This is a genomic window from Phyllobacterium lublinensis (assembly GCF_020164435.1).
Taxonomy (GTDB): Bacteria; Pseudomonadota; Alphaproteobacteria; order Rhizobiales; family Rhizobiaceae; genus Phyllobacterium; species Phyllobacterium lublinensis.
Genome location: NZ_JAIUDQ010000007.1, coordinates 1 through 13,304 on the forward strand (window position 1 = coordinate 1; position 13,304 = coordinate 13,304).

The window sequence follows — 13,304 nt, forward strand, 5'->3', positions numbered from 1 at the left end:
GGCAGTGAAGGCGATGCGCATGAAAAAGCGGTTGGTCTGCCGGTCCCAGAACTGGTTGCTCTCGGCGATATTGGCACCGGTGCCGGCGAGTTCAGTCGTCACCGAAGCAACGATGCCCGGCCGGTCTTCGCAGGAAAGCGTAAGGACAAAGCGATGCGTATGTTCAGCCGCTCTTGTTGCGGTTGAATGGTTCAGGGGCTGATGATCCATTAATTAGACTCCAGGAAGCTCTTTCAGGAAACGGTCCAGTTCGTCAGGCGGAATTCCAACCACATGTTCGGGCCCCGGATAGTTTCGCGCGTGCACATCTGCGACAAACTCGGAAAAGGCTGCGACTCTCTCTTGCTGCAGACGATCATATTCAGCGGTGAAATTGCGATAGACTTTGGCATGGCGCGGATAATGGCCCCGATTTGAACCGAGAACGTCCGCTGCAAAGAGATATTGCGCGTCGCAGCCTGCGCCTGCACCCATGGAGATCATGAACATCGACGTGCGCTCCGAGATCGCGGCTGCAACATCGACGGGAACCACTTCGATTTCTGCTGCGAAGGCGCCGGCTTGCTCCAGCGCCTTTGTCTGCTGCCAGATGTGCAGTGCGCTCTGTGCGGTCTTGCCTACGGCCTTGAAGCCGCCGGTCCATGTTGCCCTGGAGGGGATCAGCCCGACGTGGCCGCAGACAGGAATGCCTTCGTCGCGCATCCGGCGTATGGTGTCGAGGCTGGCGGCGCAATAGACGGCATCGCCACCGGCACGCAACGCCTGGAAGGCGGCGCGCAGATAATCCTCGGCTGTAACGAACTGCCCATATTCAAGCCCCGGAAACGTGAATGCCGTTGGGGCGGCATCGCGAAACTCCGGTGTCAGGAGCGCGGGTGGTACGGACAACAGGTCGACGCGGGCACGCTCAGCAGCCTCCGCCTCTTCAAGCGTTTCGACGCGCAGCATTGTCAACTGGCGCCGACTCTTCATGGCGAGGAGATCTGCCACGGTGGGTCGCTGGCTTTTCATGTTCTGTCCTAGGCTGCAAGCAGCGATTTGAGTTTGACGGCCGACTCCGCGAGCTGGTTGGGATCCGGCCTGGCGCTCCTTGCAATGAGCATCTCGGCGAGCCGGATATCCTTGGCAACTGCATTGCCCGTTCCGATTCCGCTGGCGGCAACAAGCCGGCCATTTTCATCAAGATGGAAGAGGATGAAGGCTCCGTCGCCGAGATCGCGGCGTACGGTTTGCGTACCCTCGTCGGCAAGGCCGGCGACCTGCAGGCCAAGCTCATACTGATCCGACCAGAACCAAGGGACCGACTGGTGCGGCTCAAGCGCGCCGAGCATGTTGCGTGCTGCCAGCGTGCCCTGCTCCTGCGCGTTGCGCCAGGCTTCGAGCCGCACCCGCCGACCGCCATAGATGGCAAGCGGGAAGGCGCAGCAGTCTCCGGCCGCAAAGACATCAGGGTCACTGGTTTGCAGCCATTCATTGACGACAATGCCGTTGCCGGTTTCCAGGCCTGATGCTTCGGCAAGGGCCGTGACCGGCGTTGCGCCAATGCCGATGATGGCAAGGTCGGCGGCGATGACATTGCCGCTTGAAACGGTGATCGCGACATTTTCCGCATTGTCGACGATGGAAACGATCCCGGTGTTGCAGAGGATACTGACGCCCTCGGCGCGGTGACGCGAATCAATGATGTGTGCAATCTCCTCCGGAACGCCGCGCATCATGATCCGCGCTTGCGCTTCGATCACAGTCACCTTTGCACCGCGTCTGCGCGCGCTTGCCGCGAGTTCAAGGCCGATGAACCCGCCGCCGATTACGACGATCCGGGCATCGGGCTGAAACCGAGCTCGTATGGCCATCGCATCTTCGAAGCTGCGCAGGGTGACGCAATGCTTGCTGTTTGCAGCGAGCGGCAAGGCGCGGGGGATCGCGCCCGTCGCAAGCAGGAGCCGATCGTAGCCAATTTGCCGGCCATCTTCGAGTACGACGTGTCTCGCCGGGCGGTTGATGGCCGCTACTGTGGATCTGGCTATGAAATCGATGCGTTTTTCGCTGAACTGTTCGTCGCCCGCAATTGTTCGCGGCGATGGATGGGAATCGGAAACCATGGCATCCTTGGAAAGCGGAGGCCGCTCATAGGGGAGATGCTGCTCGGTTCCAATCAACGTCACCGGTCCGTCATACCCGTTTTCCCGCAAGGCGAAGGCTGCGCGCGCGCCGCATTCTCCAGCGCCAATGATGACCATCCCGTTTTGCATCGCGATCACCCCACCTCGATCAGGACTTTGCCGGCCTCGACCCTGACCGGGTAGGTCTTGAGATTCACGCAGACGGGCGCCCCTTTTGCCTCACCGGTCTTGTAGTTGAAGCGTCCGTTATGCTTGGGACATTCGATGATCTCGTCCATCACCAGACCATCGGCAAGATGGATATGTTCATGGGTGCACAGGCCATCGGTGGCGAAAAACTCGTCGTCGGGGCTGCGGTAGATCGCGAAGGTGCGCCCATCATGGTCAAAGCGCATGACGTCCTCTTCGTCGATCTCGTCCGACGTGCACGCTTCTATCCAGTTGCTCATTTTCAGTCCTCCCTGATGTGTCGTGGTTATTCGGCTGCGGCGGCTGTCGCGGGGTCGCTGTGGAATTCCTCGCGGTAAGGCCTTGCCGTGGGCGGCAGTTCGCGAATGAGAAAATAGTCCTCATTGCGCAACTGGCGCAGGAATGCGGGAACCATCTCTCGATATGCATGCAGGATCGAAGGATTGGCCGCTGGCAGGTCGTGCTTGATCATCGCATGCAGTTGCGGCAATGCGTGGTAGGGCACCATTGGAAACATGTGGTGCTCGACGTGATAATTCATGTTCCAGTAAATGAACCGGCTCACCGGGTTCATGAGAACGGTGCGGCTGTTCAACCGGTGGTCGGTGACATTGTCGGCCAGGCCGCCATGCTGCAGCAGGCCGGTGAGAACGTGGTGCCATGCGCCATAGAGGCGCGGCAGGCCGATGAGCACAAGTGGGAGGATTGATCCCATGTAAAGCGACAGGCCGATGGTGACGGCATAGATGGCCGACCAGACACGCGCTATCCGCACCACCCGCGGCTGTTCCTGCTCGGGAATGAAGGTTTTCTCTTCGGCGCTGAGCACGCCGAAGGTGTTGCGGGCGAGGTCGACCATTGCATGCCAGACATCGAGGATGCCGAAGAAGTTCAACACGAGGCGCAGTAGGTCCGGCGGGCGCATCACTGCTATTTCGGGATCGCGGCCAACAATTACAGTGTCGGTATGATGCCGTGTATGGCTCCAGCGCCAGGTTACCGGATTGCGCATGATCATGAAGCAGGCGATTTCGTAGACCGCGTCATTCATCCAGCGGGTCTTGAATGCCGTTCCGTGGCCGCACTCATGCCAGCGGCTGTCCGATGCGGACCCGTACAGCACGCCATAGGCAAGGAAGAACGGCACGCAGAACCAACTTCCCCAAAATGCCACGCCGAGGCCAGCGAAAATCACCATGCTGCCCAGCCAGATCGCCGTGTCCCGAATGGCGGGGCCGTCGGAGCGCTTCATGAGCTCCTTCATCTGCTTGCGAGGAATGTCGGTGTGATACCACTCGGCGGCGGCGAGGCCCGATTCAACGGCCAACCGGGCGTCACGGCCGATGAGGCTGTAATCCCGTTTGGTTGGCATTGCGAGCGCGGCAGCATTCATTGCGAGACCTCCCTGATCGAGCAACGGAAAAGGCATTCACCTTCCGGCTGAATGGCGGGATACTACGCTTGCGCTCAACTCGGCTCAATCAAGGATGACAAAATTCTATCATTTTCAATCAATGATTGGTAGTTTGATATGATAGATTCTATCATGGAGTGTATGAGGTGGCAAACAGGCCTACCATTGCGGATCTGGCGCGCGAGTCCGGCGTGAGCGTCGCGACCGTGGACCGGGTATTGAACAACCGGCTGCCGGTACGCGAAGAGACGGCACGGCGCGTGTATGAGGCGGCCAATCTCATCGGCTACCATGCCGCCGGACTGATCCGCCAGCGCATGCGCCAGGAACTGCCGGAATACAGGCTCGGTTTCCTCCTGCAGAAGCCGGGCCAACAGTTCTACCAGGAATTTGCGCGCGAAATCGAAACCGCCGTCAACGCGGCGATGCATTTTCGCGGCGTTCCGGTCATCGATTTTTGCGCGTCGCAAAGTCCGGACGAAATCGTCGCGCGGCTGAAAGCACTGGCCGGGCGCTGCCGCGCGATCGGGCTGGTTTCCCCCGACCACCCGGCGATTGCCGTGGCGATCGACGAGCTCAAGACCAATGACATTCCGGTGTTCTCGATCCTGTCGGATTTCGCGGCGGGTTCGCGGGAGGGCTATGTCGGTGTGAACAATCGCAAGGTTGGGCGCACGGCGGCGTGGATGATTACAAAAACCGCCAGAAAACCGGGAAAAGTTGCCCTTTTCGTCGGAAGCCATCGCTTTCATGGCCATGAACTGCGCGAAATAGGCTTCCGGTCCTTCTTTCGCGAACAGGCACCGGAGTTCACAGTACTCGACACGATGGTCAATCTCGAGACGCGGCAGATCACGCACGAAACCATGCGCGAACTGCTCCGGCGTCATCCGGATCTGGCCGGATGCTATATAGCGGGCGGCGGCATGGAAGGCGCCATCGCCGCCTTGCGTGAGGCCAGGATGGATCCGCCGCCGGTGATGATCGTCAATGAAATCACGCCGGAATCACGGGCTGCGCTGGCGGACAATATCGTGACGATGGCGATTGCAACGCCGCTGCCGCGGCTCTGCCGGGAACTGGTGGACCTCATGGGCCACGCCATCGAGCACGGTACCGCCAATGCATCTGATCAGACACTTCTGCCCTTCGACATCTATCTGCCGGAGAACATCTAGGTGGACGTCTGCACGCGACCACAGTCAAATTTCCCGTTATGATTGAAAATTCTCCTCAGGAATCGCCATTTCCCGAGTCATTTTTGCGTTTTCCTGTTCGAATTCGGGCAGGTTGGATTAAAAAGACCAGAGCACGACGAGATCGGTCGTTTTGACCGACATGTCGGAATCTATCAGAAATGATAGTTTTTTTGATAGGATTTCGATTGACGCAAAGGTGTCCTCCACAGATGGTGCGCCCGATATTTGCGGCCCGTTGCAACCATCTGCAGCAAGCTCTCTCAGCGGAGGTATTTTGAATGACCAATAAAAGTTCTCAACCAGTTTTCGCGATCAACCACATGGTCGCCCCCAATCTTTCGCCGCGCGAGTTCTTCCAGCTGGCGAAATCTCTCGGTCTCAGCCATGTCGAGATCCGCAATGACCTCGACGGCAATGCCATTCTGAACGGCATGCCCGCTGCGGAGGTCCGGGCGCTGGCCGAGCAGGCTGGCGTTCGCATCGCCACGATCAACGCATTGCAGCGTTTCAACGAATGGTCGCCGGCACGCGAGAAGGAGGCAGTAGAACTTGCCGACTATGCCAGGGACGTTGGAGCCATGGCGCTGGTTCTGGTTCCGGTCAATGATGGCTCAGGGCAGAATGATGGCGAGCGCCAGGCGAACCTGCGCACTGCCTTGAAGGCGCTGAAGCCGATTCTCGAACAGCGTGGACTCATCGGTTTTGTCGAGCCGCTCGGCTTCGAGATCTGTTCACTGCGTTCGAAGCGCGAGGCTGCCGAGGCGATCGAGGCGGTCGGCGGGCAGGACCGGTTCAAGCTGGTGCACGACACGTTCCATCATCACCTCGCAGGCGAGCCGGACCTCTTTCCGGCACTGACCGGCCTCGTACATATTTCCGGTGTGACCGATCCGGACATTGCTGTCAGCGACATGCGGGATCCGCATCGTGTTCTGGTCGATGCGGATGACCGGCTCGGAAATCTCCAGCAGATGCGCGATCTGATCGAACAGGGCTATGAGGGCCTGTTTTCCTTCGAGCCGTTCGCGCGGGAGGTCCAGGAACTGGAAAATCCCTCGGAAGCCATTTCCGCGAGCATGGACACGATCAAGGCAGGTCTGGTCTAGGTCCAATCGACGGGCCAACGGCATTCCCGGCCCGTCCGTGCGGCCGGGAAGTCAATCGTCTTCCTCGTCGTAGGTGGTTATGCCCGCAATGGCGGGTATCCAAGGCAGCGCTGACCGTTGCCAGACGGCATGTGTCGGCTGCAATTGCGCACGTTGACGGAGCGTGCCCACCCGGACACCATAGACGGTCGGCTGCTGAGTATCCGCGCTGGCGTAGATCGGCGTGCCGCAGTCGCCGCAAAAAGCCTGTCGCCGCCGCGCTCCGCTTGCGGCGGTCTTGATATAGACCTTCGGTTTCCCCGACAGGACATGAAAATCCTTCGCGGCCACGGGAACCGAGACGCGAAAGGCCGTCCCTGTCAGGGTCTGGCAATCGGAACAATGGCATATGCTCACGTCTCCGGGGTCGGCCTCTCCTGTAAAGGTGATGCTGCCGCAATGGCACGAGCCATCAACTCTCATGTTTCCACCCTTCCTGCTCGGTCCGACCAGCAGGCATTATACAGGGTTAGTCGACCATGAGCAGGTCTCACTTGCCTCCATCAACGCGTCCATTGCCTGGAACAACCGTTCGCACTCGACAAGCCGGGGCGCGGTTACGGGACCGGCCCCGGATAAATCATTGCAGTTTGTCATTCCCCAAGCAGCTCGAATTCCGGCACGGTAATCGCTTCGGTGCCGGCAAACTCCAGCCTGTATCTGGACCAGGCCGCCGGGGGTCTTGATCGCGAGAGGCCGGGTCTGACGCCGCCACAGGAAGGTTTCATCTTGCGCTCGTCGAGTTTGACCCATGTCGTGCGTAAGCGTTCACGGCAAGGTGCATGTCTCTGCAGGCTGGCTGAGGGCCGTATCCTTTCCGTCTGGACCAAACGACGGGGGAAGCTGGTCCGCAGGCGGCTTGGCGCCCCAGCAGGTCGGCTTTTCGCCAAGGGTGAAATGGAGCGTCCGGCCTGCCTTTTCAGGATCGAAAGCAAGCCAGGTGCTGGCGTGGGATTTGCCGTCGAGCTTGACATCCTGAATATAGGTCTTGCCAGCATTGCCGGCATGGAGGCTCATCAGATGCCTGTCGCCCTGCCAGATGACTGCCTTTTCAAACAGCGGACTGGTGATGGTGAAGCCTGGAACCGCCGGGATTTGCGGATAGAGGCCGAGTGCGCCCCATACCAGCCAGCCAGATTCCGCGCCAAGATCGTCATTGCCGGGGATGCCATCAACGGCCGTCGTAAACTGGTTGGTCCTGATGCGCTGGACCACGGCCTGCGATTTGTAGGGCTGGCTCGTCCAGTTGTAGAGGAAGGGTGAAGCGAAATTCGGTTCATTGCCGATCCACATGTAGCCGGGCAAGTCTTCATAGGCATTGACATGGGTCACAAAGCTGTCGAGCCGTGCGATTGCGGCCTTTTCGCCGCCCACCGCATTGATAATGCCGCGAATGTCATGCGGTGCCATCCATGTATATTGCTCGGAATTGCCTTCGGCCCATTGCTCTCTATAGCTGCCATTGTAGCCGCCATTGTTGCCAACCCAGCCCGATGGCCAGCTGCCGTCGCTTGAGCGCGGCTGAATCTGCGGGTATTGCTGGCCGGCGACTTGCTTCCAGTCGGGATTGTAGAGATTGCGCCAATTGCCGGAGCGCGTGCGCAAGGATGCGGCTTCGTCCAGGGGACCGCCGGTAACCAACTGGCTGTCCTTTGTGCCGAGTGCGGCCACGAACTGCGAAATGGCGAAGTCGGTGCTCGTATATTCCATATTGGACGAGGTCGGGCCCCGGACTGAAGCGCTTGCAGGAATATAGCCCTTGGTCATGTAATGGTCCAAACCCGGCAGTGTCGTGACACCATCGCATGTCCTTGCACGGCCGAAGGCAGTATCGCGCATGATCTTGCTGGCGGCAGCCCTATCGAAATCCCTTGCGCCATAGGCGTGAGCCTGCGCTACGATGATGGAGACGCCGTCGCCGGGCATGATCGGGCTGCTCGAATTGCCATGCACCCACATGGGAAAAGTGCCACCGCACTGGTTGGCGTCGTTGACGAGCGAGCCCATCATGTCGCTCACTTCATTGGGGAACAACATGGCTTGCAGAGGGATGAGCGAGCGATATGTATCCCAACTTGAGAAGCTCGAATACTGGACACGGCCCGGTTGCAGCGTTTGGATCTTGTCGTCGAACCCGAGATATTGGCCATTGACGTCGCTGAACGTCGAAGGCGTTTGCAGGGAATGGTAAAGTGCGGTGTAGAATTTCTTCCTGTCGTCGCTGCTGCCGCCTTCAACCTGGATCGCGTTCAGGCGCTTGTTCCAGTCGGCGCTTGCCTGCTGGCGGACTTGCTCGAATGTCAGGGTCGCGGCTTCCTTTGCAAGGTTGTCCTTGGCGTTGTCCACGCTAACGTATGAAAGACCGACTTTCGCACGGACAATTGTGGATGCGCCTGCAGCTGTCGTGAAGGCGAGTGTCGTTGAATTGCCTGAGACCGATGAAGTGAAGGCCTGCTCGAACGTTGCGTAAAAATAGACGTTGAACCAGCCTCCGGAACCACAGAACCCGCCATCACGGGTCGAACCGGAAACGATTTGCGCTGCGGTGTCTACCGTCAGTGTGCCAGACCCTGTGCTTGATTGAGCAGCAATCCGCAACAGCGCATTCTTTCCGGCCGGATAGGTAAACTTGCCAAGGCCCGTGCGTGTCGTGGCGGTCAATTCGGTTTCGATGCCGCTTTCCGGAAACTTGATATAATAGTAGCCCGGCTCGGCGGCTTCGTTCTGATGATCAAGGACAGGTTCTGTCTCGCTTGTCGCGGACATGGGCAGGAACGGAATGGCACTGCCTGCATTGCAACCGACGCCGCTCAAATGGGTGAGGGGGAAACCGGTGATACGGCCCATCTCATGGTGATAGCCTTTGACGGAATAGCCGCCGGGTGTGTTCGTGTCTGGTCCCCAGTTGACCATGCCGAATGGCCGACCTGCGGCGGGGAAGGTAAATGCGCCCATGGCGCTGCCGCGATTGGGACCATCATGATGTTGCCCCGGACCGGTGCCGATAAATGGATCGACGAACTGCGTCAGCGGAATATTGACTCGGGTCGGCGGACGGTTCACGTCGGTCTTGTCCGTATCTCCGCCGTTACCTTTGCCTACATTGGCGGAAGAATCGCTTCCCGACGCGATGGAGCCGTTGCTGCCGGCGGCCGGAGCCGCAAACGTGCCATCGGTGTCCGTTTTGTTGCCATCGTTGCAGCCGGCGAGCATGCTGCCGGCCAGCAGCGCGGCGATAAATGTCTTTCTTGAAATCATTGTTTCCTCCCAAAAACATTGAACATAAGAACCGGTTAAATCCGGCATTGGCGGACCCCGCGTGGGGTCCGGCGCGTGCGCGCCGCAATTGCGCGCCGCGGGAACGGATGCCGTTCCCTATTGATGCAACTTACCTCCCGCTCAAAGGGATAGTCGTCCGACCATCCGCCGGTCAATTCGACCAAAGTCTGAGTAGGCAATGCGCGGGATTGGGGGGCGTTGTGCCTCTGGCGACACAGCTACGCGATGGCGATCCTACTCGATCATGAGCAGGCCGCGCTTCTGGCCTCCGTCGAACGTGTCCATTGCCTGGAACAATCGTTCGCGCTCGACAAGCCAGGGCCTGTAATTCTCATTCACATCGAGGATGAAGACCTTGTCTTCGTTCTCGAGATATCCGCCGATCGGCGAATGATGGCCGGCGCCGGCACCAAAAATCAGCTTTCTGCTGAAATTGACGATATACCGGCGATTGGGGTCGTTCGCATGTCTGAGATGTTCTTGAAATTCTTCGGACGTCAGGTTCCGGAGTACGGAAACCTCCCGCTCGGTGTGCTGTAGCGCGACCTCGGCAAGCTCATCGAGGGTCAGCCCCATGATGCAATAGCCGGTCCAGCACTTGCCCGTGCCGTCGAGGATTGCCGCTTCGCTCGTCTCCTCTTCTCCCAGCGAGCGGAACGCATTTGCAAGACTTGCCGGACCGCAGCGCGAGCCGTTGGATTGCCAGCTGACCTGCTGCTTGTAGGTTGCTGCCGCCGGCAACCGCCAGGCAAGGGCGATCAATTCCGGTGTGCGGATGACGGATGATTCTATGGCACCTGGAGGCACGGCCGTTTGCCCGGTGACAATCAATGCCGCACCGGCCAGCAAGGCGGCGCATGTGATGGCGCCATAAACCAGAAGACGCTTCATCGGGACCGGCCCTCAGCCCAACTCCTTTTCGATGGCAGCTTTACTCTTCCTCCGTTGCCTGTCCAGCCTGCATGGCTTCCGGAAGCACAATACGACCCTGCGTTTGTGCGTTTGCGACCGCCTCGACACTGCGACACCAGCATAAGCGGGCCCCGGGAAAGTGCACAGCTATGCAAATGGTCTTATTGCAATAATTGCCTTCGACGGGTGGAATCCCGCTTGACGCTGCAATGATAAAATGGAATAAATATTTCAGAAACTGAGCGCGGCGGTCTGTATATTCCGTATTTGACGTTCAGAATCAAGTTGCGTGAAACTTCGCGCACTCCGAGCGACCGGACATTCGCAGCCATGGGTAGGTTGGCTGCGCATGTGCAAGGCGTGGGGAGATTCCGGATTAAAACCGGTGCAGCCGGGCACCATTTGTGGAGGAGATGAAATGAAGAAGCTTTTGATGACTGTGGCTGTTTCAGCCCTTATGAGCAGTTCGGCCCTTGCCGCCAATATCGGCGTCTCGATGGCCCTGTTCGACGACAACTTCCTCACCGTCCTGCGCAATGGCATGCAGGATTACGCCAAGACACTGGACGGCGTGACGCTGCAGGTCGAGGACGCACAGAACGACGTGGCCAAGCAGCAGAGCCAGATCCAGAATTTCATCGCCTCGAAGGTGGATGCGATCATCGTCAATCCGGTCGATACCGATGCGACGGCAGCAATGTCGAAAATCGCTGCGGAAGCCGGTATCCCCCTGGTTTATGTCAACCGCGAACCGGTGAACGTGAACGAACTGCCGGAGAAGCAGGCTTTCGTTGCTTCGAACGAAGTTGAGTCCGGAACGCTCGAGACCAAGGAAGTCTGCCGCCTGCTCAAGGGCAAGGGCAAGGTCGTGGTCATGATGGGCGAACTGTCCAACCAGGCCGCACGTCAGCGCACCAAGGACATCCATGACGTCATTGCTACGGACGAGTGCAAAGGCCTTCAAATCGTTGAAGAACAGACCGCCAACTGGTCGCGTACGCAAGGCGCCGATCTGATGACGAACTGGCTCTCGGCCGGTCTCGAATTCGATGCGGTCATCTCCAACAATGACGAGATGGCCATCGGCGCCATCCAGGCTCTCAAGGCTGCCGGCCGCTCGATGGATTCGGTCGTGGTTGGCGGTGTCGACGCAACCCAGGACGCGCTTGCCGCCATGGCTGCGGGCGATCTCGACGTGACGGTGTTCCAGAATGCCGCCGGCCAGGGCCAGGGCGCGGTTGATGCCGCGCTGAAGCTCTCCAAAGGTGAGAAGGTTGAGTCTAAGGTCTATGTTCCCTTTGAGCTCGTAACACCTGATAATCTTTCGAAGTACCAAAAGGCCAATTAAGCAGTTTTCAACAATCCGGAACGCATCAAATCCGGTGCGTTCCGGTATATACTACATATTCACGCAATTCCGGACGGAAAGCCCGTTTCGGACTTTCTTGGAATTGCTCTGAGAGCCTCTCTGGGAGGAGATGATCATGTCAGTCAGTCCCTCGACCATGGCCGCCGTGCGCGCCAGTGGTGCCGTGCCGCAAGCGGAATATCTCCTGAACGCCGAGAACGTCAGGAAGGAATTTCCCGGCGTGCTTGCGCTGGACAATGTGCAGTTCCGGCTGAAGCGCGGCACTGTGCATGCGCTGATGGGCGAGAATGGCGCCGGTAAATCCACTCTCATGAAAATCCTCGCTGGAATATATATTCCAGATCAGGGCGAAGTCTACCTGAAGGGTCTGCCGATCCGTCTCAAATCACCCCTGGATGCGCTGGAGAATGGGATCGCCATGATCCATCAGGAACTCAACCTGATGCCATTCATGACGGTGGCCGAAAATATCTGGATCCGGCGCGAGCCCAAGAACAGCTTCGGATTTGTCGATCACGGCAAGATGTACGAGATGACCGCGGAGCTGTTCAAGCGCCTGAACATTTCGCTTGATCCCGAAAGCCAGGTCCGGGACCTGAGCGTCGCCAACCGCCAGATGGTGGAAATCGCCAAGGCCGTATCCTACGAATCCGATGTGCTGATCATGGACGAGCCGACTTCGGCGCTGACCGAGCGCGAGGTGGAGCACCTGTTCCAGATCATCCGCGACCTGCGCGCCCAGGGCATCGGCATTGTCTACATCACCCACAAGATGAACGAGCTGTTCGAAATCGCCGACGAGTTTTCCGTGTTCCGCGATGGCCGCTTTATCGGCACCCACGCCTCGACCGATGTGACGCGCGACGACATCATCAAGATGATGGTCGGGCGCGAGATCACGCAGATGTTCCCGAAGGAGATTGTGCCGATCGGGGATGTGGTCCTTTCGGTTAAGGACCTTTCGCTGAAACGGGTGTTCCGTGATGTGAGCTTTGACGTGCGTGCAGGGGAGATCCTCGGCATAGCCGGACTGGTCGGCTCGGGCCGGTCCAATGTCGCCGAAACCATCTTTGGCGTTACGCCGGCAACGACAGGCACGATTTCGATCAACGGCACGCCGGTAAAGATCAACACGCCCACGCAGGCGATTGCTCATGGCATGGCCTTCCTCACCGAGGATCGCAAGGATACCGGATGCCTGCTTATTCTCGACGTCCTGGAAAACATGCAGATCGCCGTGTTGCAGGATCGCTTTGTCAAATACGGCTTCGTGGCCGAAAAGCAGATCGCCAAAGCCTGCAAGACCATGAGTGACACGCTTCGGATCAAGACCCCGAACCTCCAGGAAACAGTGGAAAACCTTTCCGGGGGTAACCAGCAGAAAGTGCTGATCGGCCGGTGGCTGCTCACGAACCCGAAGATTCTCATTCTCGACGAACCGACGCGCGGTATCGATGTAGGCGCCAAGGCGGAAATCCATCGCCTGATATCGCAGCTCGCCAAGACAGGTGTGGCGGTCATCATGATCTCGTCGGAAATGCCGGAAGTGCTCGGCATGAGCGACCGGATCATGGTGATGCATGAAGGCCGGGTTACCGGTTTTCTCGATCGCGAAGAAGCAACCCAGGTAAAAGTCATGGAGCTCGCTTCCAAGTGAGTGGCCCCGGGAGGAAC

At 58.7% G+C, this 13,304-nt stretch carries 12 protein-coding genes; 4 read left to right on the forward strand and 8 right to left on the reverse strand.

Annotated features, from left to right (window positions below):
* The 5 genes from K9U38_RS10960 to K9U38_RS10980 form a co-directional block, all read right to left on the reverse strand.
* On the reverse strand, nucleotides 1-210 hold a 210-nt coding region (locus K9U38_RS10960; RefSeq protein WP_224494374.1), incomplete at its 3' end, for an ACT domain-containing protein.
* 3 nt (nucleotides 211-213) lie between these two features.
* Nucleotides 214-1,011, reverse strand: a complete 798-nt coding sequence (locus K9U38_RS10965) for a 3-methyl-2-oxobutanoate hydroxymethyltransferase (RefSeq protein WP_224494375.1) — start codon at nucleotides 1,009-1,011, stop codon at nucleotides 214-216.
* An 8-nt stretch (nucleotides 1,012-1,019) separates the two neighbouring features.
* Complete coding sequence (locus K9U38_RS10970; RefSeq protein WP_224494376.1) at nucleotides 1,020-2,252, reverse strand: NAD(P)/FAD-dependent oxidoreductase; 1,233 nt, start codon at nucleotides 2,250-2,252, stop codon at nucleotides 1,020-1,022.
* Nucleotides 2,253-2,257: 5 nt separating this feature from the next.
* Nucleotides 2,258-2,572 (reverse strand): MocE family 2Fe-2S type ferredoxin, encoded by a 315-nt coding sequence (locus K9U38_RS10975; protein WP_224494377.1) that lies wholly within the window; start codon nucleotides 2,570-2,572, stop codon nucleotides 2,258-2,260.
* Nucleotides 2,573-2,598: 26 nt separating this feature from the next.
* The gene (locus K9U38_RS10980) at nucleotides 2,599-3,684 is read right to left on the reverse strand and encodes a fatty acid desaturase family protein (RefSeq protein ID WP_370631906.1); all 1,086 of its coding nucleotides are present in this window, start codon (nucleotides 3,682-3,684) and stop codon (nucleotides 2,599-2,601) included.
* Nucleotides 3,685-3,872: 188 nt separating this feature from the next.
* Here K9U38_RS10980 and K9U38_RS10985 point away from each other — a divergent pair, with 188 nt between their 5' ends.
* The gene (locus tag K9U38_RS10985; protein ID WP_224494378.1) at nucleotides 3,873-4,904 is read left to right on the forward strand and encodes a LacI family DNA-binding transcriptional regulator; all 1,032 of its coding nucleotides are present in this window, start codon (nucleotides 3,873-3,875) and stop codon (nucleotides 4,902-4,904) included.
* Nucleotides 4,905-5,203: 299 nt separating this feature from the next.
* Nucleotides 5,204-6,031, forward strand: a complete 828-nt coding sequence (locus K9U38_RS10990) for a TIM barrel protein (protein ID WP_224494379.1) — start codon at nucleotides 5,204-5,206, stop codon at nucleotides 6,029-6,031.
* Between the two features lie 51 nt (nucleotides 6,032-6,082).
* On the opposite strand, the gene K9U38_RS10995 is transcribed toward K9U38_RS10990, so the two are convergent.
* From K9U38_RS10995 to K9U38_RS11005, 3 genes are all read right to left on the reverse strand, one after another.
* Entirely contained in the window at nucleotides 6,083-6,493 is a 411-nt protein-coding gene (locus K9U38_RS10995) for a GFA family protein (RefSeq protein ID WP_224494380.1), read from the reverse strand.
* A gap of 345 nt (nucleotides 6,494-6,838) precedes the next feature.
* On the reverse strand, nucleotides 6,839-9,328 hold the full coding sequence (locus tag K9U38_RS11000) for a GH92 family glycosyl hydrolase (RefSeq protein ID WP_224494381.1): 2,490 nt from the start codon (nucleotides 9,326-9,328) through the stop codon (nucleotides 6,839-6,841).
* Between the two features lie 255 nt (nucleotides 9,329-9,583).
* The gene (locus K9U38_RS11005; protein WP_224494382.1) at nucleotides 9,584-10,240 is read right to left on the reverse strand and encodes a phytochelatin synthase family protein; all 657 of its coding nucleotides are present in this window, start codon (nucleotides 10,238-10,240) and stop codon (nucleotides 9,584-9,586) included.
* 439 nt (nucleotides 10,241-10,679) lie between these two features.
* Here K9U38_RS11005 and K9U38_RS11010 point away from each other — a divergent pair, with 439 nt between their 5' ends.
* Both K9U38_RS11010 and K9U38_RS11015 read left to right on the forward strand, forming a co-directional pair.
* Nucleotides 10,680-11,609, forward strand: coding sequence for a sugar ABC transporter substrate-binding protein (locus tag K9U38_RS11010; RefSeq protein ID WP_224494383.1), 930 nt, complete (start codon nucleotides 10,680-10,682; stop codon nucleotides 11,607-11,609).
* Between the two features lie 136 nt (nucleotides 11,610-11,745).
* Nucleotides 11,746-13,287 (forward strand): sugar ABC transporter ATP-binding protein, encoded by a 1,542-nt coding sequence (locus K9U38_RS11015; RefSeq protein ID WP_224494384.1) that lies wholly within the window; start codon nucleotides 11,746-11,748, stop codon nucleotides 13,285-13,287.
* Nucleotides 13,288-13,304: the final 17 nt, after the last annotated feature.